Source organism: Streptomyces sp. NPDC058284, assembly GCF_042881135.1.
Classification (GTDB): domain Bacteria; phylum Actinomycetota; class Actinomycetes; order Streptomycetales; family Streptomycetaceae; genus Streptomyces.
Genome location: NZ_JBHVYE010000013.1, coordinates 1 through 21,622, shown reverse-complemented (window position 1 = coordinate 21,622; position 21,622 = coordinate 1). Strand labels below are relative to the sequence as shown.

Annotated in this window: 14 protein-coding genes, 1 tRNA gene, 1 rRNA gene and 1 pseudogene; 4 read left to right on the top strand and 13 right to left on the bottom strand. The window is 70.1% G+C overall.

All coding sequences use genetic code 11. The annotated features are described in order from the left end of the window. Positions 1–38: 38 nt before the first annotated feature. The 3 genes from ACFVYR_RS19340 to ACFVYR_RS19330 are packed head-to-tail and all read left to right on the top strand — an operon-like array spanning position 39 to position 2,453. Positions 39–632 carry a TetR/AcrR family transcriptional regulator gene (locus ACFVYR_RS19340; protein WP_384260918.1) on the top strand — a complete coding sequence of 198 codons (594 nt, stop codon included), beginning with the start codon at positions 39–41 and terminating at the stop codon, positions 630–632. Next, entirely contained in the window at positions 629–1,591 is a 963-nt protein-coding gene (locus tag ACFVYR_RS19335; protein ID WP_384260921.1) for an alpha/beta fold hydrolase, read from the top strand. The genes ACFVYR_RS19340 and ACFVYR_RS19335 overlap by 4 nt, the downstream gene beginning before the upstream one ends. A gap of 40 nt (positions 1,592–1,631) precedes the next feature. Continuing rightward, on the top strand, positions 1,632–2,453 hold the full coding sequence (locus tag ACFVYR_RS19330) for an SDR family NAD(P)-dependent oxidoreductase (RefSeq protein WP_384260924.1): 822 nt from the start codon (positions 1,632–1,634) through the stop codon (positions 2,451–2,453). Here ACFVYR_RS19330 and ACFVYR_RS19325 read toward each other — a convergent pair. The 10 genes and pseudogenes from ACFVYR_RS19325 to ACFVYR_RS19280 all read right to left on the bottom strand — a co-directional run bounded on the left by ACFVYR_RS19325 (position 2,401) and on the right by ACFVYR_RS19280 (position 17,442). After that, positions 2,401–2,832, bottom strand: coding sequence for a hypothetical protein (locus tag ACFVYR_RS19325; protein ID WP_384260927.1), 432 nt, complete (start codon positions 2,830–2,832; stop codon positions 2,401–2,403). The genes ACFVYR_RS19330 and ACFVYR_RS19325 overlap by 53 nt on opposite strands. A gap of 178 nt (positions 2,833–3,010) precedes the next feature. Beyond that, positions 3,011–3,481: a Dps family protein gene (locus ACFVYR_RS19320; protein ID WP_384260929.1), complete on the bottom strand. Its 471-nt coding sequence runs from the start codon at positions 3,479–3,481 to the stop codon at positions 3,011–3,013. A gap of 187 nt (positions 3,482–3,668) precedes the next feature. After that, positions 3,669–4,043 carry a helix-turn-helix domain-containing protein gene (locus ACFVYR_RS19315; protein WP_055564110.1) on the bottom strand — a complete coding sequence of 125 codons (375 nt, stop codon included), beginning with the start codon at positions 4,041–4,043 and terminating at the stop codon, positions 3,669–3,671. A 109-nt stretch (positions 4,044–4,152) separates the two neighbouring features. Continuing rightward, complete coding sequence (locus ACFVYR_RS19310; protein ID WP_384260931.1) at positions 4,153–4,734, bottom strand: CinA family protein; 582 nt, start codon at positions 4,732–4,734, stop codon at positions 4,153–4,155. Next, positions 4,734–5,429 (bottom strand): annotated as a pseudogene (pgsA, locus tag ACFVYR_RS19305) (CDP-diacylglycerol--glycerol-3-phosphate 3-phosphatidyltransferase); the annotation flags it as partial. The gene ACFVYR_RS19310 and the pseudogene pgsA, both read right to left, overlap by 1 nt. Then, on the bottom strand, positions 5,426–6,907 hold the full coding sequence (gene rimO, locus ACFVYR_RS19300) for a 30S ribosomal protein S12 methylthiotransferase RimO (protein WP_384260934.1): 1,482 nt from the start codon (positions 6,905–6,907) through the stop codon (positions 5,426–5,428). The gene rimO and the pseudogene pgsA, both read right to left, overlap by 4 nt. 138 nt (positions 6,908–7,045) lie before the next feature. Continuing rightward, the gene (locus tag ACFVYR_RS19295) at positions 7,046–7,951 is read right to left on the bottom strand and encodes a helix-turn-helix domain-containing protein (RefSeq protein WP_384260937.1); all 906 of its coding nucleotides are present in this window, start codon (positions 7,949–7,951) and stop codon (positions 7,046–7,048) included. A 212-nt stretch (positions 7,952–8,163) separates the two neighbouring features. Further along, positions 8,164–10,956, bottom strand: a complete 2,793-nt coding sequence (locus ACFVYR_RS19290) for a DNA translocase FtsK (RefSeq protein ID WP_384260939.1) — start codon at positions 10,954–10,956, stop codon at positions 8,164–8,166. Between the two features lie 146 nt (positions 10,957–11,102). Then, on the bottom strand, positions 11,103–11,786 hold the full coding sequence (locus ACFVYR_RS19285) for a two-component system response regulator (protein ID WP_384260942.1): 684 nt from the start codon (positions 11,784–11,786) through the stop codon (positions 11,103–11,105). A gap of 244 nt (positions 11,787–12,030) precedes the next feature. Further along, positions 12,031–17,442, bottom strand: coding sequence for a HAMP domain-containing protein (locus ACFVYR_RS19280; protein WP_384260944.1), 5,412 nt, complete (start codon positions 17,440–17,442; stop codon positions 12,031–12,033). Between the two features lie 437 nt (positions 17,443–17,879). Between ACFVYR_RS19280 and ACFVYR_RS19275 the strand changes: the two genes are divergently transcribed. Continuing rightward, on the top strand, positions 17,880–20,501 hold the full coding sequence (locus ACFVYR_RS19275) for a SpoIIE family protein phosphatase (protein WP_384260946.1): 2,622 nt from the start codon (positions 17,880–17,882) through the stop codon (positions 20,499–20,501). A 92-nt stretch (positions 20,502–20,593) separates the two neighbouring features. Here the strand turns inward: ACFVYR_RS19275 and ACFVYR_RS19270 are convergent. The 3 genes from ACFVYR_RS19270 to rrf all read right to left on the bottom strand — a co-directional run. Next, a tRNA-Thr gene (locus tag ACFVYR_RS19270) sits at positions 20,594–20,666 on the bottom strand. 86 nt (positions 20,667–20,752) lie between these two features. Continuing rightward, positions 20,753–21,415 carry a DegT/DnrJ/EryC1/StrS family aminotransferase gene (locus tag ACFVYR_RS19265; RefSeq protein ID WP_384260951.1) on the bottom strand — a complete coding sequence of 221 codons (663 nt, stop codon included), beginning with the start codon at positions 21,413–21,415 and terminating at the stop codon, positions 20,753–20,755. A gap of 116 nt (positions 21,416–21,531) precedes the next feature. Beyond that, positions 21,532–21,622 (bottom strand): 5S ribosomal RNA (gene rrf, locus ACFVYR_RS19260); the annotation flags it as partial.

Below are 21,622 nucleotides of genomic sequence, written 5' to 3'. Positions count from 1 at the left end.
TAGGTTATACCTAAGGCCCCTAGGAATGAGGAGAGCGCATGGCGCGGGCCGGACTGACGGCGGAGCGGGTCACGATCGCAGGCGCCGAGCTGGCGGACGAGATCGGCCTTGACCGGATGACCATGTCCCAGCTGGCGCGGCGGCTCGGAGTGAAGGACGCGAGCCTCTACACGCACGTCCGCAGCCTGGAGGACCTGCGCGGACGGATCGCGCTGCTCGCGGCGGACGAGAAGACCATCCGCATCGCGGAGGCGACGGCCGGACTGGCGGGCAGGGACGCGCTGGTCGCCTTCGCGAACGCCTGGCGGGACTACGCCCACGAGCACCCCGGCCGTTACACGGCGACCCAGATCCCGGTCCGGATCGACCCCGACCTGGCCGAACAGGCACCCGGACCGCGACGTGCGGTCGAGCTGACCTACGGCATGCTGCGCGACTACGGACTGGCCGAGCCCGACCTGACCGACGCGGTCCGGTTGCTGCGGAGCACGTTCCACGGGTTCGTCGCGCTGGAGGCCGCGGACGAGTTCGGGCATCAGCGCCCGCCCCAACAGTCCTGGTCCCGCGCCCTCGACGCCCTGCACCTCCTCCTGGAGCGCTGGCCCTCGTCCCGAGAAGGAGACCCCTCATGACCGGCCCGACCACCGGCAGCCTGCGCGTGAACGGCGCGACCCTGCACTACGAAGTACGCGGCCAAGGCCCTCTCCTGCTGCTGATTCCCGGCGGGACGGGCGGCGCGGCCTCCTTCGACGGCGTCGCCGACGGCCTGGCCACCGAGTACACCGTCGTGACCTACGACCCGCGCGGCATCTCCCGCAGCACCCTCGACGATCCCGAAGCCGAGCAGCACGTGGCCGAACACGCCGATGACGCGTTGCGGATCCTGGACCTGCTGTCGCCCGACGAGCCGGCCCGGGTGTTCGGCGCAAGCTCGGGCGCGATCGCCGCCGTCCACCTGCTCACCGCCCGTCCCGAACGCGTGGAGCGCGTCGTGGCGCACGAGCCGCCGCTGGTGGAGGTCCTGCCGGACGCCGCCGAGCACCGCGCTCTCATCGCCCGCGTGGGGGAAACGTTCCGCACCCAGGGGCTCATGCCGGCAATGGCAGAGTTCGCCGCGGGCCTGAAGAAGGAGGCCGGAACAGAGGCCACCGACACGAAGGGTGCCGATGCATCGGGCACCGCCACAAAGGGCGCCGGGACCGCCGGGCCACCGGCCGAGATCAAGCTCCCCCCGCAGGTGGCGGCACGGGCGGAGCAGACGATGGCCGACCTGCCGTACTTCGTCGGACGCATCGTGCCCGGCTTCATGTCGTACGCCCCTGACCTCCGTCGACTCGCGGAGCTGTCGGACCGGCTCGTGCTCGCCTGCGGCCAGGACTCGCGCGGCGAGCTGCCCTACCGACCGGCCGCCTTCCTGGCTGAGCACCTCGGCACCGAACTCCTGCACTTTCCGGGCGGGCACACCGGCCTGACCACGCACCCGGCGGATTTCGGCGACCACCTCCGCGACGCGTTCCGCGCCCAGGCCCGAGCCCGCGCCCAGGCCCAGCCGCTGGTGGGACCCGACACCCCACTGGAGGCGGCCAGTTGACCAGTTGACGCCCCGTCAGAACTAGTCGTACCTTCCCGTCATGCCCGTCAAGGCGTACGACCTCACCGGACGCACCGCATTCGTCACCGGCGCCGCCAGTGGCATCGGCCGCGCATCGGCCCTGCTCCTCGCGGAGGCCGGCGCCACCGTCCACTGTGCGGATCGCGACGAGCAAGGCCTCCACGAGACCGCCACCCTCATCAAGGCGGTCGGCGGCACCGCGCATACCCACCCTCTGGACGTGGCCGACAGGGCGCAGGTGGACCGCGCCGTCACGGCTGCGGCTGCGGCTGCTACGACGGCGGCAGACGCGAGTGCGCCCGCGCGCGATCCCCGCCCGCCGCGCCTCGACATCATGGCCGCCATCGCGGGCGTCATGCACAGCAGCCCGGTCCTGGAGACCCGCGACGAAGACCTCGACCGCGTTCTGAACATCAACTTCAAGGGCGTCCTGTACGCCTGCCAGGCCGCGGCCCGCATCATGATCGACGCGGGCTCCGGCGGCAGCATCGTCACCATGGCCTCGGGTGCCGTCGACACCGGCGGCCCCGGCCTCCTCTGCTACGGCGCGGCCAAGGCGGCCGTCGTCCAGCTCACCAAGACCCTGGCCACGGAGGTCGGCCCGCACGGCATCCGCGTCAACGCCGTCGCACCCGGCTGGATCCGCACTCCTATGACGGCCCGGCACGACGCGGAGACCCAGGCCCATACCGAGCGCCTCATGGTGCGCATGTCACCCCTCGGCCGCGTCGGTGAACCGGACGACATCGCTCACGCCGTGCTGCACCTGGCGTCGGACGCCGCGTCCTTCACGACGGGCCAGATCCTCCGCCCGAACGGCGGCGTCGCCATGCCGTGGTAGCTCCCGCCCAGCGGGCCTCCGCTCTGGTGGCCCGCTCCCGGATCGCCCGCCCCGGCATCCGCTCCGGAGCCAGGATCGCCTGCGCCCACCGCGGCCCGCTTCCGGACTCGGACCCGCGGCCGTCCGGCCCCGGCTCCCGCCCGGCTTCGCCCTCGCCCGCGGCCGGCCCCGCAACATGCGGCGCCCTCGACTTCGGCACGCAGTGCACGGGCAGTACGCTCAGCCCCCATCCGCCGGCGACGACCGTGCCCTCCAGGACCCCGGCACCGGGCACGAAGATGAGCCGCAGCACGCCCCACCACCACAGCAGACCGAACACCAGGGCGGGCACCCACCGCATGGCACGCCACGACACGGTCGACCCGCTCACGGATGCCACATGTGCCACCTCCCGCCCAACGCGAGGCCGACGCTAAGGCCGGGGTTCACCCCACGGGAGGGCGCACCGCTGTCACCGGAAGCAGCACGGCGCACAGACGGTGGCACCGTCCCACGGTTCACGCCCCCTGAGAGCCTGTGTCCTGTCGCCGGCCGGGGCGCCCGGACGTATCGGCCGGTCAGCCGCTCTCCGCCTGGAACATCCAGTGGTGCTTCTCGAGGTCGGCCGTGATCCCGATGAAGATGTCCTGGCTCACCGGGTCAGCCTCACCGGTCGCGTCGATACGTTCACGCATCCGGGTGATCACCGCGCCGAGCGCGTCCACGAGCGCCTTCACGGCGTCCACGTCCTTCACCCAGCCGTCGGGGACCGAACCGATCCCGCTGCTCTTGGCCACGGTCGCCGCGCGCCCGTCCGGCGACACGCCGAGCGTGGAGGCGCGCTCCGCCACCGTGTCGGAGTGCTGCCTGGCCGTGTCCACGACCTCGTCCAGCTGCAGGTGCACGGAGCGGAAGCGCGGGCCGACCACATTCCAGTGAATCTGCTTGGCCACCAGCGAAAGGTCGACCAGGTCCACGAGCGCGCCCTGCAGTGCATCCGAGACCGTCTTCAGATCCGCATCGGACAGCGGGCTCTTCACGACGTACATCTGTCTCCTCCAACTCACGAGCGAATGAGGTAAATCCCCACCAACCATGTCATACAAGAGCCAAATAGGTCGATTCGTGCACCTTGGTCATGTGGGGCTCACCTCGAACAACACAGAAGCCCCGACCGAGTACCCGGCCGGGGCTTCCACACACTTCTGGGGGCTGCCGCTGAGAGACAGCGCAGCGTCACGCCGCGACGACGTCGACCGCCTCCGCGGGCGCCTTGATCGTGACCCGTTCCGGTGGCACACCGGCCACGGAGACGGAATTGAGCATCGAACGAACCGGTGCGCGCACCGGTTCCGGGACTGCTGCAGACTCAGCCAGCTCGGCGAGCGACAGTTCATCGCTCACTTCACGCATGAGCTCGGACATCCGTACGTCAAGCGCGTCGCAGATCGCGGAAAGCAGCTCGGAGGAAGCCTCCTTCTGCCCCCGCTCCACCTCGGAGAGATAGCCGAGCGAGACTCGGGCGGACGAGGAGACTTCGCGCAGAGTACGGCCCTGGCGCTGGCGCTGCCGACGCAGCACGTCACCCAGCAGGCGACGGAGCAGAATCATCGGTGGCTCCCTCCTCGGACCGCGTAGCCGCATCCTTCACGCCCCACCGTACCGCCTCGTGCGGCGGCCGTGCGGGGAGCGATGTCGTGTTCACTCAGGGCTGCAAACATCAATTCCCCCCGTTCTGTTCCGTATCCTGTGCTCGCCCGTTCTCGGCGCGTTCTCCGGAAAGCTGCTCGAGAAGCAGAGTGAGCACGTTCCGTACGCTCTCCCTACGGATTTCCGAACGGTCTCCGTTCAACCGCAGGGCCGCAACTTTCCCACGGGCTCCGCCAACGGCGTAACCGGGCACGCTTTCGAGACCCGGCCCCGAGACCGCCACGAACACGGTCCCCACCGGCTGCCCGTCCTGCGCCTCGGGTCCGGCCACCCCGGTGGTCGCGAGCCCCCAGTCGGCGCCGAGCACCTCGCGCACACCCGCCGCCATCTGCCGCGCGACCTCGGGATCCACGGCCCCGCGCTCGTCCAGCAGGGTGCCGTCGACCCCGAGCACGTCCCGCTTCAGCTCGGTGGCGTACGCGGTCACGGACCCCCGGAAGACCTTCGAGGCCCCGGGCGTCGCCGTGATCTCGGCGGCCACCAGGCCCCCGGTCAGCGACTCGGCGACGGCGAGCGTCTCGCCGCGCGCGGCGAGGAGCCGCAGCAGCGTGCTCGCCGGTTCCTCGCCGGTCAGGGCCCCGGGGGACGTCACTTCGCCGCCTCCCGAGCGGACTCGGCAGCCGCCGCACGCGCCTCGGCCATGCCCTGCCTGCGCAGCACGACGGCCTGCTTCACATAGTCGAGCCCGGTCACCACGGTCAGCACCACGGCGACCGCCATGACCCAGAAGCGCAGCGTCGCGAGCGGCCCGGTCAGAGCGAGAACGTACATCCCGACGGCCGTGCCCTGCGCGAGCGTCTTCATCTTTCCGCCGCGACTGGCCGGAATGACGCCATAGCGGATCACCCAGAACCGCAGCAGTGTGATGCCGAGCTCACGCCCGAGAATCACCCCGGTCACCCACCAGGGCAGGTCACCGAGCCAGGACAGGCAGATCAGCGCGGCACCCATGATCGCCTTGTCGGCGATCGGGTCGGCGATCTTGCCGAAGTCCGTGACCAGGTCGTACGTGCGAGCCAGGTGCCCGTCGAAGAGGTCGGTGATCATGGCGACGGCGAAGGCGGCCCAGGCGAACGAGCGCCAGGCCGGGTCGTACCCGCCATTGCCGAGCAGCAGCATCACGAAGCCCGGCACGAGCAGCAGCCGGACCATGGTCAGCAGGTTCGCGACGTTCCACAGGCTGGCCTGATTGACCGCCGCGGCTCCCAGCTTCCCGCCCCGCACCGGCTTGGCGCCCGGAGCGCCCTGCGCGCCGGAGCCGCTTGCGGATGCCGGGACTCCGGTCATCTGCCGGCCTCCTGCAGACACTCAGCCACCAAGTCCACGCCCTCCGTGCCGACGACCTTTGCCACGACCATACGGCCGACCTGGAGGCCGTCCGCACCGGTGGCGCCCGTCAGGCGGATCTGGCCGTCCGTCTCGGGGGCCTGGTGCGCGGCCCTGCCGAGCGGGCCCTCCTCCTCGTCGAGGGACTCGACGAGGACCTCGACGGTCTCGCCGAGCCGCTCGTCGGCACGCTGGGAGGTGAGCTCCTCGGCCAGTCGCGAGATGCGCGCGAGCCGCTCGTCGACGACGTCCTGGTCGAGCTTCTCGTCGTAGGTCGCCGCCTCGGTGCCCTCCTCGTCGGAGTACCCGAAGACGCCGATGGCGTCCAGGCGCGCGCCCGTCAGGAACCGCTCGAGCTCGTCGACGTCCGACTCGCTCTCGCCGGGGAAGCCCACGATGAAGTTGGACCGCACACCGGCCTGCGGCGCCTTGGCCCGGATGGTGTCCAGAAGCTCCAGGAAGCGGTCGGTGTCGCCGAAGCGCCGCATGGCGCGCAGCACGCCGGGCGCGGAGTGCTGGAAGGACAGGTCGAAGTACGGGGCGATCTTCTCCGTCGACGTGAGGACGTCGATGAGGCCGGGGCGCATCTCGGCGGGCTGCAGGTAGCTGACCCGCACCCGCTCGATCCCGTCGACGGCGGCGAGCTCGGGAAGCAGCGTCTCCAGGAGACGGATGTCACCGAGGTCCTTGCCGTACGAGGTGTTGTTCTCGGAGACGAGCATGACCTCCTTGACGCCCTGCTCGGCGAGCCAGCGGGTCTCGCCGAGGACGTCGGAGGGGCGGCGCGAGATGAAGGAGCCGCGGAAGGACGGGATGGCGCAGAACGAGCAGCGCCGGTCGCAGCCGGAGGCGAGCTTCACGGACGCGACGGGGCTGCTGCCGAGGCGGCGGCGCAGCGGCGCGCGCGGCCCGGAGGCGGGCGCGACACCCTCGGGAAGGTCCTTGGGGGCCGGGGCGGGCTCGGCGGGGCCGTGGCCCGGGAGGGCGACGCTCGCCTGGGCGTCCTGGCGCTCCGCGGGGCTGATCGGCAGCAGCTTGCGCCGGTCGCGCGGGGTGTGGGCCTCGACGCTGCCACCGCTGAGGATGGTCTGCAGACGGCCGGAGATGTCGGCGTAGTCGTCGAATCCGAGCACGCCGTCGGCCTCGGGCAGCGCGTCGGCGAGTTCCTTGCCGTACCGCTCGGCCATGCAGCCGACCGCGACGACGGCCTGGGTCCTGCCGTGGCCCTTCAGGTCATTGGCTTCGAGGAGGGCGTCGACGGAGTCCTTCTTGGCGGCTTCGACGAAGCCGCAGGTGTTGACGACGGCCACGTCCGCGTTCTCGGCGTCCTCGACGAGCTGCCAGCCGTCCGCCTCCAAGCGGCCTGCGAGCTCCTCCGAGTCCACCTCGTTACGGGCGCAGCCAAGAGTGACAAGGGCGACGGTGCGGCGTTCGGGCATGGTCTCAAGACTACTTCGTCCCCGCCCCGGCACCGGCCGCCAGGGTTACCGACCGGTCGGCCCCCGGTCGGCGGGGCTTCACCGGCCGTCACCGTGTCTCGCGGAGCGTCGCAGCTCAGGCGCCCTGGAGGGCGTCGGTCAGCCGGCCTGTGGGTCGCCCTTGGTGTAGGTGAGGCGCTCGACCTGGCCGGGCTCGAATTCGTTGTCGACCTGCTTGCCGTTCACGTAGAGCTCGATCGCGCCCGCGTCGCCGAGGACCAGATCGATCTTCTTCTTGTCCTGGAAGGTCTTGTCCTGGCCCTGCTCGAGGACGCCGTCGAAGAGGGTGCGGCCGCTGTGGTCCTTGGCCGAGATCCAGCTGCGGCCGTCGGGGGCGACGACCTTGACCGTGACCTTGTCGCGCGGGACACCGGCGATGGCGCTGTCCGACGGGTCGGGCTTGGGGTCGGCGGGCTTGGTGGGCTTCGGCTTCTTCGTGGGCTTGGGCCCTGCGGGCGTGGAGCCCTCGGCGACGGCCTTGGAGCTGTCGTTGTCGTCGCCGCCGCTGAACGCGGTGAAGCCGACGAAGCCGATCACCGCGACGATCGCGGCGACCATGGCGGCGGTCCAGTTCGGCCGGCGCGGCTCGGAGCGGATGCGCTCGGCCTCGAAGAGGGGCGCCGCCGGAGTGGGCGCGGGCGGGTGGCCTCCGTGCCCCTCGTCGTACTGGGCGAGCAGCGGGGCCGGGTCGATGCCGACGGCGCGCGCCAGCGTTCGGATGTGGCCCCGGGCGTACACGTCGCCGCCGCACCGGGAGAAGTCGTCCTGCTCGATCGCGTGCACGATGGGGATGCGCACCCGGGTGGTCGTGCTGATCTCTTCGACGGTCAGGGCGGCGTCGAGGCGGGCCTTGCGCAGGGCGCGGCCGATCGAGGTCCCGGCGTCGGCCTGGTGGTCGGCGGCCTGGGGCGCCGCATCCGCCCGGCTCTCGTCGGCGAAGCGGTCGGGGCGGTCGAGGCGGTCGTCTGAAGGACGGTCGTCTTCAGGGGAGTTGCCGATGGACACGGGGGCGCCTTTCGAGCGTGTAGCCACCTGCCGGAGGTTCAGTTTAGGGGGGTCTTGAAAGGGTGGGGCAACCGGGCGGACGGACTTTGTACGCCATCAGAATGGCCGGACATCCTGATGGTGGGACATCGTGCTCTTCTTCCCCTCAACTTGACGTGCTCCGAAGGGAAACGGTTGCCTGCCGACCCCTTACGGGTGAGCCTCGCCCGGCCTTATGGGTGAGCCTCCCCGCGGATCACGGCGAGCACGCCGTCCAGCTCATCAGGTTTCACAAGAACGTCACGTGCCTTTGAGCCTTCGCTCGGCCCGACGATGGAGCGCGACTCCATCAGGTCCATCAGCCGGCCGGCCTTGGCGAAGCCGACGCGCAGCTTGCGCTGCAGCATGGACGTGGACCCGAACTGGGTGGATACCACCAGCTCAGCGGCCTGGCACAGCAGATCCAGGTCATCGCCGATGTCCTCGTCGATCTCCTTCTTCTGCTTGGTGCCCACGGTGACGTCGTCCCGGAAGACCGGCGCCATCTGGTCCTTGCAGTGCTGGACCACCGCGTGGATCTCGTCCTCGGTGACGAAGGCGCCCTGCATACGGGTGGGCTTGTTCGCGCCCATCGGCAGGAACAGGCCGTCGCCCTTTCCGATGAGCTTCTCCGCGCCGGGCTGGTCGAGGATGACGCGGCTGTCGGCGAGCGAGGAGGTGGCGAAGGCGAGCCTGGAGGGGACGTTCGCCTTGATCAGTCCGGTCACGACGTCCACGGAGGGGCGCTGGGTGGCGAGCACCAGGTGGATGCCGGCCGCGCGGGCGAGCTGGGTGATGCGCACGATCGAGTCCTCGACGTCGCGGGGCGCCACCATCATCAGGTCCGCGAGCTCGTCGACGATCACCAGCAGGTACGGATACGGGCTGAGCTCCCGCTCACTGCCCTCGGGCGTCTTGAGCTTGCCCTCGCGGACCGCCTGGTTGAAGTCGTCGATGTGCCGGTAGCCGAAGGCGGCGAGGTCGTCGTAGCGCAGGTCCATTTCCCGTACGACCCACTGGAGCGCCTCCGCGGCCTTCTTGGGGTTGGTGATGATCGGCGTGATCAGGTGCGGGATGCCCTCGTACGCGGTGAGCTCGACGCGCTTGGGGTCGACGAGGACCATCCGGACGTCCTCGGGCGTCGCTCTTATCATGATCGAAGTGATCAGGCAGTTGATGCACGACGACTTGCCGGAGCCGGTGGCGCCGGCGACCAGGATGTGCGGCATCTTCGCCATGTTGGCCATGACGTAGCCGCCCTCGACGTCCTTGCCGAGCGCGACGAGCATGGGGTGGTCGTCCTCGGCCGCGTCCGCGAGGCGCAGCACGTCGCCGACGTTGACCATCTCGCGGTCGGTGTTCGGGATCTCGATGCCGACCGCGGACTTGCCGGGAATGGGCGAGATGATCCGGACGTCCGGGGAGGCCACCGCGTACGCGATGTTCTTGGCCAGCGCCGTGATCTTCTCGACCTTCACGGCGGGGCCGAGCTCGATCTCGTAGCGCGTGACCGTCGGGCCGCGGGTGAAGCCGGTGACGGCGGCGTCGACCTTGAACTCGGTGAACACGTTGGTCAGCGAGTCCACGACCGCGTCGTTGGCGGCGCTGCGCGACTTGCCGGGACCGCCGCGCGTCAAGAGGTCCAGCGAGGGCAGCGCGTAGGTGATGTCCCCGGCGAGCTGCAGCTGCTCGGCGCGCGGCGGCAGTTCGCGCGCGGGCTCGGGGGCGGGCTTGGTGAGGTCCTGCACGGCGCCCTGAGCGGGCTCCTGCGGCTTCTTCCTGAGCTTGCCGGGCACCGGGGCGTCCGTGGCGCGTGCGGGCGGCACAGGCGCCGTGTGCTCCGCCTGCTCCGGCTGCCCGGACTCCGCACGCTGCCCGCGCTCCCCGGAGACGCCCTGCGTCAGATCGGCGACCAGCGGCGAGGGCGGCATGCCGTGCAGCACGGCGCCGTCCAGGGCGGCGGCCGCGGCGGCCGCGACGTCCACGGCGTCCATCGGCCGGTCCATGTCCGGCTGTACGGGGGTCCTGCGGGGCCTGCGGCGCTTGGTGAGCGCCTCTTCCTCCGCCTGGTCCGCGCCGTACGCGTCGGGGGCGGCGGTGCGCCGGCGCACGGGGCGCGGCGGCAGCGCCTCGCGCCACTGCTCCTCGTAGCGCTCCTCGTCGTCCATGAACAGGTCGGCCTCGGGCTCCGGCTGGAGCAGGCCGAGTCTGGTGCCGAGCAGCCGCAGCCGCTGCGGGATGGCGTTGACGGGTGTCGCCGTGACGACGAGCAGCCCGAAGACGGTGAGGAGCACCAGGAGCGGTACCGCGAGGATCTCGCCCATGGTGAAGATCAGCGGGGTGGCGGAACCCCAGCCGATCAGTCCGCCCGCGTCCCTTATCGCCTGCATGCCGGAGCTGCGTGCGGGCGAGCCGCACGCGATGTGGACCTGGCCGAGGACGCCGATGACCAGGGCGGACAGGCCGATCACGATGCGGCCGTTCGCCTCGGGCTTCTCCGGGTGGCGGATGAGGCGTACGGCGACGGCGCCGAGCAGCAGCGGCACCAGCAGGTCGAGGCGGCCGAACGCGCCGGTCACCAGGATCTCGACGAGGTCACCGACCGGGCCGCGCAGGTTCGACCAGGTGCCCGCGGCGACGATCAGGGCGATGCCGAGCAGGAGGAGCGCGAGGCCGTCCTTGCGGTGTGCCGGGTCGAGTCCCCTGGCGCCGCGCCCTATGCCACGGAACATCGCGCCGACGCCGTGCGCGATGCCCAGCCAGACGGCGCGCACGATCCGGTACACGCCCCCGGTGGCGCTGGGCGCCGGTGCGGGCGCGGGCTTCTTCGCCGCGACCTTCTTGGCCGGTGCCTTCTTCGCGGGCGCCTTCTTCGCCGCGGCCTTCTTCGCGGGCGGTTTGGCGACGGCCTTCTTCGCCGGGGCCTTCGTCGGCGCGGCCGCCTTCTTCGCGGGCGTCTTCTTGGCTGCGGACTGACGTGAGGCCATGGGTGTGAGGTTACCGGTGTCGACCACCGCGGACACGTGTGCCCACTGCTTCACCCGTTGGTGTCGCCCTTGCGGTGGCGCGGAACTGACGGGGGTTCACCGCGCGCACGCGCCACGAGGCCCCTTCAGCGAGGCCTCGTGCCGCGTCAGTTCTGCGAGGGGACCGAGGGGGCGCCGCTGCCGGCGCCCGGCTCCAAGGCGTCAAGGGCCCGGCGCAGACCGGTGAGTTTGCGTTCGAGATGGGCGGCCGTGGCGACCGCCGCGGCGTCCGCCGACTCGTCGTCCAGCTGTTTGGACAGCGCCTCGGCCTGCTCCTCGACCGCCGCGAGCCGCGCCGACAGCTCGGCGAGGAGTCCCGCGGGCTCCTTCGTGTCGCCGGCCGCGGCCTTGCCGCCGCCTTCGAGCTGGAGCCGCAGCAGCGCCGCCTGCTCCCGAAGTTGGCAGTTCTTCATGTACAGCTCGACGAACACCGAGACCTTCGCGCGCAGCACCCACGGGTCGAACGGCTTGGAGATGTAGTCCACCGCGCCCGCGGCATAGCCGCGGAAGGTGTGGTGCGGCCCGTGGTTGATGGCGGTGAGGAAGATGATCGGGATGTCCCGGGTCCGCTCCCGCCGCTTGATGTGCGCCGCGGTCTCGAAGCCGTCCATTCCCGGCATCTGGACGTCCAGCAGAATGACCGCGAAGTCGTCCGTGAGTAGTGCTTTGAGCGCTTCCTCCCCGGACGATGCCCGCACCAGTGTCTGATCGAGCGCAGAGAGGATGGCCTCCAGCGCCAGCAGATTCTCCGGCCGGTCATCGACCAGGAGGATCTTGGCCTTCTGCACCATGGCCCGCCCTCCTCGCCCCGGCGAAACACCGGGCGCCGCCCCAGAGGACGACTCCCTTGCGCCGCCCGTCCTTGTGCCGGTCATCGTAGCCGCACCCCGCCTGTCGCCACACCCTGTCACCGCGATGTCACTGTGCACGTAGCAGAAACGCGGTGGGAGACCAGAAGGTTCCCCCAATACCGCCGTTCTACACGACTCCGGCCACACTCTGTCAGCAACTGCGTGTGACGAAGCCTGTTCTCGGTCACTGAGCGCGCATCCACTGCTCCATCACCGACAACAGATGATCGGGGTCGACCGGCTTCGTGACGTAGTCAGAAGCTCCGGAGTCGATCGCCTTCTCCCGGTCACCCTTCATCGCCTTCGCGGTGAGCGCGATGATCGGGAGCCCGGCGAACTGCGGCATCCTGCGGATCGCCGTCGTCGTCGCGTACCCGTCCATCTCCGGCATCATGATGTCCATCAGAACGACCGTCACATCATCGTGCTGCTCCAGCACCTCGATGCCTTCCCTGCCGTTCTCCGCGTACAGCACCGCAAGACCGTGCTGCTCCAGGACGCTGGTGAGCGCGAAGACGTTTCGGATGTCGTCGTCGACGATCAGGACCTTCTCGCCGCCGAAGTGGAAACCGGGCCGCGCCGCGGCCGGCGTCTCCTGCCCCGCGGCCGGCCACTGCTCCTCGGGCCGCTGCTCGGGAGCCTGCGGACCCGGGGCCGACTGCCCCGGCAGGGCCGTCGGCTCCTGCGCGGGCGCGGGACGGCGCCGCCTGCGGAAGAGGGCCGCGGGCCCCGAGGCCGCGTCGTGACGCGCCGGGGCCGTCTCCTGCTGCCCCGCGTCCTCGGGGGCGGGCATCTCCTCCAGAGCGGGCAGTTCGCGCGGCTGGGGCGCGGGCGCCAGCTGCGTGTAACCCTGGGGCGGCAGTTCGCTCGGGTGCAGCGGCAAATAGAGCGTGAAGGTGGAGCCGCGTCCCGGCTCGCTCTGCGCGTGGATCTCGCCGCCGAGCAGCCGCGCGATCTCCCGGCTGATGGAGAGGCCGAGGCCGGTGCCGCCGTACTTCCTGCTCGTCGTGCCGTCGGCCTGCTTGAACGCCTCGAAGATGACCCTCATCTTGCTGGCCGCGATGCCGATGCCGGTGTCCGTCACCGAGAAGGCGATCAGGTCGGCGTCCGCGTCGCGCAGCGAGCCCGCCTCCAGGAGCTGTTCGCGGATCGCGTTGGGCACGTCGTTGCTGGCGTGCCGGATGACCAGCTCGACCGCTCCGGAGTCGGTGAACTTGACCGCGTTGGAGAGCAGGTTGCGCAGCACCTGCAGCAGGCGCTGTTCGTCCGTGTGCAGCGTTGCGGGCAGCTCGGGAGAGACCCGTACGGAGAAATCGAGCCCCTTCTCCGCGGTCAGCGGGCGGAAAGTGGCCTCTACGTAGTCGACGAGTTGGACCAGTGCGATGCGCGTCGGCGAGACGTCCATCTTGCCCGCCTCGACCTTCGACAGGTCGAGGATGTCGTTGATCAGCTGCAGCAGGTCCGAACCCGCGCCGTGGATCGTCTCGGCGAACTCCACCTGCTTCGGGGTGAGGTTCGCGTCGGCGTTGTCGGCGAGCAACTTGGCCAGGATCAGCAGGGAGTTGAGCGGCGTGCGCAGCTCGTGCGACATGTTCGCGAGGAACTCGGACTTGTAGCGCATCGAGACCGCGAGTTGCTCCGCCCGCTCCTCCAGGACCTGCCTGGCCTCCTCGATCTCGGTGTTCTTGACCTCGATGTCGCGGTTCTGCTGGGCGAGCAGCTCGGCCTTCTCCTCCAGCTCCGCGTTGGAGTCCTGCAGCGCCTTCTGCCGGTTCTCCAACTCGGCCGAGCGCTCGCGCAGTTGCTCCGTCAGCTCCTGCGACTGCTTGAGCAGCACCTCGGTCTTCGTATTGACGCTGATCGTGTTGACGCTCGTCGCGATCATCTCGGCGATCTGGTTGAGGAAGTCCTTCTGGATCTGCGTGAACGGCTGGAACGCGGCCAGCTCGATCACGCCGAGGACGGTCCCCTCGAAGAGCACCGGCAACACGATGACCTGCGCCGGCGGCGCCTCACCGAGGCCCGACGCGATCCGCAGGTAGCCGGAGGGCGCGTTCTCCACGAGGATCGTGCGCCGCTCCTTGGCCGCCGTCCCGATCAGCGTCTCGCCGGGCCGGAAGGACGTCGGCATGGACCCCATGGAGTACCCGTAGCTGCCGAGCATGCGCAGTTCGTACGCGTCCTCGTGATCGCCCCCGAGATCCTGGCCGTCGTCCGTGGGCATCGCCAGGAAGAACGCTCCGTGCTGCGCCGAGACGACCGGCGTCAGCTCGCTCATGATCAGCGAGGCGACGTCCTCCAGGTCGCGGCGGCCCTGCATCAGGCCGGAGATCCGCGCGAGGTTGCCCTTGAGCCAGTCCTGCTCCTTGTTGGCAAGGGTGGTGTCGCGCAGGTTCGCGATCATGGTGTTGATGTTGTCCTGGAGCACCTGGATCTCGCCGGCCGCGTCGACCTCGATCTTGAGGTTCAGGTCGCCGCGGGTCACCGCGGTGGCGACCTTGGCGATGGCGCGCACCTGCCGGGTGAGGTTTCCGGCCATCTCGTTCACGGACTCGGTGAGGTCCCGCCACGTGCCGTCGACGTCACGGACGCGTGCCTGGCCGCCCAGCTGCCCCTCCGTGCCCACCTCGCGGGCGACCCGGGTGACCTGCTCGGCGAAGGACGACAGCTGGTCCACCATCGTGTTGATGGTGGTCTTGAGCTCCAGGATCTCGCCCCGGGCGTCGATGTCGATCTTCTTGGTCAGGTCGCCCTTGGCGATCGCGGTGGTGACCATGGCGATGTTGCGGACCTGACCGGTCAGGTTCGACGCCATCGAGTTCACGGACTCGGTGAGGTCCTTCCACGTACCGGATACGCCAGGGACGCGCGCCTGACCGCCGAGGATGCCGTCGGTGCCCACCTCGCGGGCCACGCGCGTCACCTCGTCGGCGAACGAACTCAGCGTCGTCACCATGGTGTTGACCGTGTCGGCGAGCTGCGCGACCTCGCCGCGCGCCTCGACCGTGACCTTCTTGGTGAGGTCGCCGTTGGCGACCGCCGCCGAGACCTGGGAGATGTTCCGCACCTGGCTGGTCAGGTTGTTGGCCATCAGGTTGACGTTGTCGCTCAGGTCCTTCCAGATGCCGGTGACGCCCGGCACGCGCGCCTGACCGCCCAACTGGCCCTCGGTACCCACCTCGCGGGCCACCCGCGTCACCTGCTCGGCGAACGACGACAGCTGGTCGACCATGGTGTTGACGGTGGTGACGAGTTCGAGGATCTCGCCCTTCGCGTCGACGGTGATCTTCTTGGAGAGGTCACCCATGGCGACGGCCGTCGTGACCTCGGCGATGTTCCGCACCTGAAGGGTGAGGTTGTTCGCCATGCCGTTCACGGACTGCGTGAGGTCCTTCCAGGTGCCGGAGACGCCCTGGACCTCGGCCTGGCCGCCCAGGATGCCGTCCGTGCCCACCTCGCGGGAGACCCGCGTGACCTGCTCCGCGAAGGCCGAGAGCTGGTCGACCATCGTGTTCAGCGTGTTCTTCAGTTCGAGGATCTCGCCCCGCGCGTCCACGTCGATCTTCTGCGACAGGTCACCGCGGGCCACCGCCGTGGCCACCTGCGCGATGTTGCGGACCTGCGCGGTGAGGTTCCCGGCCATGCCGTTCACGGAGTCCGTCAGATCGCGCCACACACCGGCCACGCCGGGCACCTGCGCCTGACCCCCGAGGCGCCCCTCCGTGCCCACCTCGCGGGCCACCCGGGTCACCTGGTCGGCGAAGGCGGAGAGCTGGTCGACCATCGTGTTGATGGTGTTCTTCAGTTCGAGGATCTCGCCCCGCGCGTCGACCTCGATCTTCTGCGAGAGATCACCGCGCGCCACCGCCGTGGTGACCTGCGCGATCTGTCGCACCTGCGACGTCAGGTTGCCCGCCATGAAGTTGACGGAGTCGGTGAGGTCCTTCCACGTACCGCTCACGCCGTCCACACGGGCCTGCCCGCCGAGGCGGCCCTCCGTACCTACGTCGCGCGCCATCCGCGTGACCTGGTCGGCGAAGGACGACAGCTGGTCCACCATCGTGTTCACGGTGTTCTTCAGCTGGAGCATCTCGCCGGAGACGTCGACGGTGACCTTCTGCGACAGGTCGCCGTTGGCGACCGCCGTCGTCACCTGCGCGATGTTGCGGACCTGCCCCGTGAGGTTGCGGAACGCGGTGTTGACCGAGTCCGTGAGGTCCTTCCACGTACCGGCCGCGCCCTGCACCTGCGCCTGGCCGCCGAGCTCACCCTCGACACCGATCTCGCGCGCCACGCGCGTCACTTCGCTGCCGAAGGCCGAGAGCTGGTCGACCATCGTGTTCGTGGTGTTCTTCAGTTCGAGCATCTCGCCCGCGACATCGACGGTGACCTTCTGCGACAGGTCGCCGTTCGCGACCGCCGTCGTCACCTGCGCGATGTCCCGCACCTGCGTGGTGAGGTTCCTGAAGACGGTGTTGACCGAGTCCGTCAGGTCCTTCCACGTACCCGCCGCGCCCGGCACATTGGCCTGGCCACCGAGCTGCCCCTCGGCGCCGACCTCGTTGGCCACACGCGTGACCTCGTCCGCGAACGTCCGCAGCGTCTCGGTCATCTGGTTGATCGTCTCGGCGAGCTGGGCGACCTCGCCGCGCGCGCTCACCGTCACCTTCTGCGACAGATCGCCGTTGGCGACCGCCGTCGTCACCTGGGCGATCCCACGCACCTGCGCGGTGAGGTTGCCCGCCATCAGGTTCACCGAGTCGGTGAGGTCCTTCCACACACCCGCCACACCCGGCACCTGCGCCTGCCCGCCGAGCTCACCCTCCGTACCGACCTCGCGGGCCACCCGCGTCACTTCGGAGGAGAACGACGAGAGCTGGTCCACCATCGTGTTGACGGTGTTCTTCAACTCCAGCATCTCACCCGCGACATGGACGGTGACCTTCCGCGACAGGTCGCCCTTGGCGACCGCCGTCGTCACCAGCGCGATGTCCCGCACCTGGGCGGTCAGCCGGTACGCCATGGTGTTCACGGAGTCCGTGAGGTCCTTCCACGACCCCGACATCCCGCGCACCCTGGCCTGCCCGCCGAGCTTGCCCTCGGTACCGACCTCGCTGGCCACCCGCGTGACCTCGTCCGTGAACGTGGAGAGCTGGTCGACGAGGTTGTTGACCGTCCGCCCGACCTTCAGGAACTCCCCGCGCAGCGGATGACCGGTCCCGTCGTCCCCCTGCGCCCGCAGCTCCATGCGCTGCTCCAGGTCACCCTCCGCGACCGCGGAGAGCACCCGGCCGACCTCGGAGACCGGCCGCACGAGATCGTCGACGAGCGCGTTCGACGCGTCGATCGCCGCGGCCCACGAGCCCTCGCTCGCTCCCGTCTCCAGTCGTTCCGTGAGTTTTCCCTCACGTCCGACCATGCGCCGCACCCGCGAGAGCTCACCGGTGAGGTGCAGATTCCGGTCAGCCACCTCATTGAAAACGGCGGCGATCTCCGACATCACATCGTCACCGGAGACCGTGAGCCGCTTGCGGAAGTTGCCGTCCCGCATCGCTGCCAGGGCTGCGAGCAGCCTGTTCAGAGCCGCCGCATCCACTGAAGCCGTCGTCCCGTTGCGCGGTTTGCGCTGTTTGTTCAGGGACTGTCCGTCTTTCGCGCGCGTCTTAGTGGCCCGCGTCGCTGCGCCAGACTCCACTGTGTCCCTCCCGCAAGGGTCGACCGGTACTGCTCGGGTTGTTCTGAGCTGCTGCATGAAGCTTGCCCAGTGTTTCACCATGGCCGAACCAGGCCATAACAGTTCGGCAGCTTCGCACACCGTCCGCACACCCTCCGGGCGGAAACACTGACGACCGGCATCAGCATGGACGGCGAAGGTAAGTAACCTTGCATCCGGCTGTCCAACCACCCCGGTCCTGCCCGGCCAGGGCGGTGGTACACGAACAAGCGGGCATCGGAGGGGCGGCCGTCACCATGGGTTCGGGAGAACTGGGCGTCGATACAGTCGACACTGTCGATACTGGTACGAGGAGTGCTGTGATCACCGCGCGCGCGGCTGCGACCTTCGACCCCGTCGGACGTTCCGTCGCGACGGCCCGCTCCTTCGTACGCGACACCCTGCAGGGCTGGGGATTCTCGGACATCGTCGACGACGCCGTCGTCCTCACCAGCGAGCTGGTGACCAACGCCGTGGTGCACGCAGGCACGGCCGCCGACGTCGAGTGCCTGCGCAGCGAGGACGCCGTCCGCATCGAGGTCTCCGACCGCTATCCGGAACGCGAGATCCCACTCCAGCAGTCCTCCGTCAACATGGGCAGCCCCGACCGCGAGGGCGGCCGCGGCCTCCAGCTCTGTGCGGCGCTCGCCACCCGCTGGGGCGTCGACTACTCCCCCACCCACAAGCAGGTGTGGTTCCAGCTCGACCTCCCGCACCGCCCCGTCGGCACCCGCACCGCGGGCCCCGCGCTGCCGGCCGACCTGCTGCCCATCGCCGACGGCAGAGTCCGCGTCGCCGTCATCCAGATCGACCGCCTGGGCGCCGTCTCCGCCTGGAACGAAGACGCCGAGGAACTCTTCGGGTACGTCGCCGAACAGGTCATGGGCAAGCCTCTCAGCGACCTCGCGGCCTGGCCGCACACTCCCGGTACCAGCACCGGCATCGCGGAGGCCCTCCGGCTCTCCCGCTGGGAAGGCAGCTACGGCGTCCGCGGCGCCAACGGCTGTGTGATCCCCGTCTACGCCTCGCACCTGCGCGTCCGCGACGCCGACGGCGAACCCTCCACGGTCTGCCTGCTCGTACGCGACGACGAGCGCGCCGTGCTGCAGACCCCGCTGCGCGGCGCCGCCCCCGAGCCGGGCGCCCGCAGCGAGCCGCACGCCACGGACCCCTTCGAGGTGTTCATCGGCTCTCCCGCCCCTGACGACCTCGACGGTCTGCTCCAGCGCACCGTCGAACGCGCCCGCGACATGCTCGACGGCGACGCCGCCTTCCTGCTCCTCGCCACCGACGACGAGACGGAGCTCGAGGTCCGCGCCTCCACCGGCCTGCCGTCGGCCCGCCAGCGCTTCGCCCGCGTCCAGGTCGAGTCGGCCCCCGGCCGCTACGGCTCGGCGCGCATGCCGGCCGTGCACGAGGACCTGACGGTGGTGCCGGGCGCGGTCCCCCTGCTCGCCGGCACGGGCATGCGCTCGGTCGTCACGGTCCCGCTGAAGGTCGAGGGCCGCCTGACGGGCTCCCTGGGCGTCGCCGCCGAGGCCTCGGGGCGGTACTCCAACGAGGAGGCACTGCGCCTGCAGTTCGCCGCCGACCGCATCGCCCTGGCCGTGGAGTCCGCGCGCCTCGGCGAGCTCGAACGGCTGCGCCGCGGCTCCCTCTCCTTCCTCGTCGAGGCCTCCGACCTCCTCGCGGGCACCCTCGACCGCGACCAGACCCTGGCTCTCATGGCCCAGATGACGGTCCCGACCCTCGCCACCTGGTGCGCCGTCTATACGATCGCGGACCAGTCGGCCGAGCCCTATCTCTCGTACGTCCTGCACGAGGACGAGGAGCGCATCGACGGCCTCAAGGCCCTGCTCTCCAAGATCGCCCCGCCGGACCCGGTCCCGACGCCGGGTGCGCGGATCTGGGCGGCCCCCTCCGAGGCCGCGCACCAGGCGGCCCTGCGCACCTCCATGCGCAGCCTGGGCCTGGGCGAGACCCCGCCCCTCGGCTCGGGGATCGGCACGACGCTCTCCACCGCCTCCGCGGTCGGCGGCGAGACCGTGGTCCTGCCCCTGGTCGCCCGCAACCGCGTCATCGGCATGCTCACCCTCGGTAAGCCCGCCGACGAGCACTTCCGGCAAGAGATCCTGGAATTGGCCGAAGATCTCTCCCGCCGGGCGGCCCTCGCCCTCGACAACGCCCGCCTCTACTCCGAGCGCATGGCCATCAGCCAGTCCCTGCAGCGCAGCCTGCTGCCGCCGGGCCTGCCGCAGGTGCCGGGCGTCGAGGTCGAAGTCATCTACCGCGCGGCCGGCGAGGGCAACGAGGTCGGCGGTGACTTCTACGACCTCTTCCCGATCCGCGACGGCGCGTACGGCTTCGCGATCGGCGACGTCTGCGGTACGGGCCCGGAGGCCGCGGCCGTCACGGGCCTCGCCCGGCACGCGCTGCGTCTGCTGGCCCGGGAGGGCTTCGGCGGCCCCGCGGTCCTCGAACGCCTCAACGCCGCGATCCTCGACGAGGGCGCCCGCAGTCGCTTCCTGACGCTCCTGTACGGCGAGTTGTGGCCCCAGGAGGACGGCTCGGCGGTCCTGAAGGTCGTGTGCGCCGGCCATCCGCTGCCGCTCCGGCTGCGCCAGGACGGCACGGTCGAGCCGTACGCGGAACCGCAGCCGCTGCTCGGCGTGATGGACGACCTCGAACTGTACGAGCAGACGATGACGCTCGACCCCGGCGATGTCCTGCTGTGCGTGACCGACGGCGTCACCGAGCGCCGCGAAGGAACCCGCATGCTCGGCGACGACGGCCTGGCGGAGGTCCTCACCACGTGTACGGGCCTCACGGCCGGCGCGGTGGCGGCGCGCATCATGCGCGCGGTGGAGCGTTTCGCGACGGACGCGCCCTCCGACGACATGGCGATTCTGGCGATGCGCGTGCCGGGCCTGCAGAAGGACTGAGCGTTACGGGGCCCGGAGAAGGGCCCCGAAGAAGGGTCCCGAAGAAACGAATGAAGGCCTCCGCCCAACCGGGCGGAGGCCTTCATTGTTTGAGCCCCCAAGCGGAATCGAACCGCTGACCTTCTCCTTACCATGGAGACGCTCTACCGACTGAGCTATAGGGGCCTGCTGCCTTTCGGGGGTTTTCCCCGCGGCAACGGAATAGATCATACCTGAAATCGAAGGCGCATCGAACCGCCCTTCGCAGCGGCTCAGAAGGCCGGCTGGAGAAGTCCGCCGAGTGCGTTGCACGCGGAGACGACGCGCTGCAGCTCGCGCCGCGACATCGAGGCGTCCACCGGCAGCGCCAGCGTCTCGTCCGCGGCCCGTTCGGTCTCCGGCAGCCGCACGTCCCGCCAGAACCGCGGCATGCGGTGTACGGGAGTCTTCACCGGCACCCGGCACTCGACTCCCCTGGCGCGCACGGCGCGCGCGAAGGCGTCCCGGTCGGGCCGCCCGTTCCCGGGCACCCGGACGACGTACTGCTGGTAGCGGTGTCCCTCGCCGCCGTCGGGCGTCATGACGCCGCTGAGACGGCCGTTGAGATACGCCGCGTGCGCCCGGCGAAGAGCGAGCCCGTCGTGCGCAGCCTCCGGCTCGCCCTGCTCCAGGACGAGCAGCCCCTGCCGCTGCCCTATGTCCCGCAGCCTCCGCACATCGGCCTGGTTGCCGAAGCGGTGCACGACGACGACGGCGGCCGTACGCGGCGTCAGCGCGGCGCTGACGGCGTCCGGGTCGAGGCAGTACGTGGCGGGATCTATGTCGGCGAAGACGGGCACCGCTCCGGCGAGGACCACGTCCTCGGCCACCTCGGCGTTCCCGTAGGCCGACACGACGACCTCGTCGCCGGTCCCGACACCTGCGGCGCGCAACATTGCAACTGTCCCCATGTCTGCGGATGTTGGCTGCGCAACGTGAACGGCAAGTAACAGAAAACAAAAAAGAGCTGGTCCCTGAACCGAAGTTCAGGGACCAGCTCTTATCAAGATTAGTTCGGCGGCGTCCTACTCTCCCACAGGGTCCCCCCTGCAGTACCATCGGCGCTGTGAGGCTTAGCTTCCGGGTTCGGAATGTAACCGGGC

Coding starts and splice junctions, on each gene's coding strand:
- ACFVYR_RS19265 (WP_384260951.1), bottom strand. CDS start 21,415: ATGTTGCGCGCCGCAGGTGTCGGGACCGGCGACGAGGTCGTCGTGTCG.
- rimO (WP_384260934.1), bottom strand. CDS start 6,907: ATGCCCGAACGCCGCACCGTCGCCCTTGTCACTCTTGGCTGCGCCCGT.
- ACFVYR_RS19290 (WP_384260939.1), bottom strand. CDS start 10,956: ATGGCCTCACGTCAGTCCGCAGCCAAGAAGACGCCCGCGAAGAAGGCG.
- ACFVYR_RS19320 (WP_384260929.1), bottom strand. CDS start 3,481: ATGTACGTCGTGAAGAGCCCGCTGTCCGATGCGGATCTGAAGACGGTC.
- ACFVYR_RS19315 (WP_055564110.1), bottom strand. CDS start 4,043: ATGATTCTGCTCCGTCGCCTGCTGGGTGACGTGCTGCGTCGGCAGCGC.
- ACFVYR_RS19330 (WP_384260924.1), top strand. CDS start 1,632: ATGCCCGTCAAGGCGTACGACCTCACCGGACGCACCGCATTCGTCACC.
- ACFVYR_RS19285 (WP_384260942.1), bottom strand. CDS start 11,786: ATGGTGCAGAAGGCCAAGATCCTCCTGGTCGATGACCGGCCGGAGAAT.
- ACFVYR_RS19335 (WP_384260921.1), top strand. CDS start 629: ATGACCGGCCCGACCACCGGCAGCCTGCGCGTGAACGGCGCGACCCTG.
- ACFVYR_RS19340 (WP_384260918.1), top strand. CDS start 39: ATGGCGCGGGCCGGACTGACGGCGGAGCGGGTCACGATCGCAGGCGCC.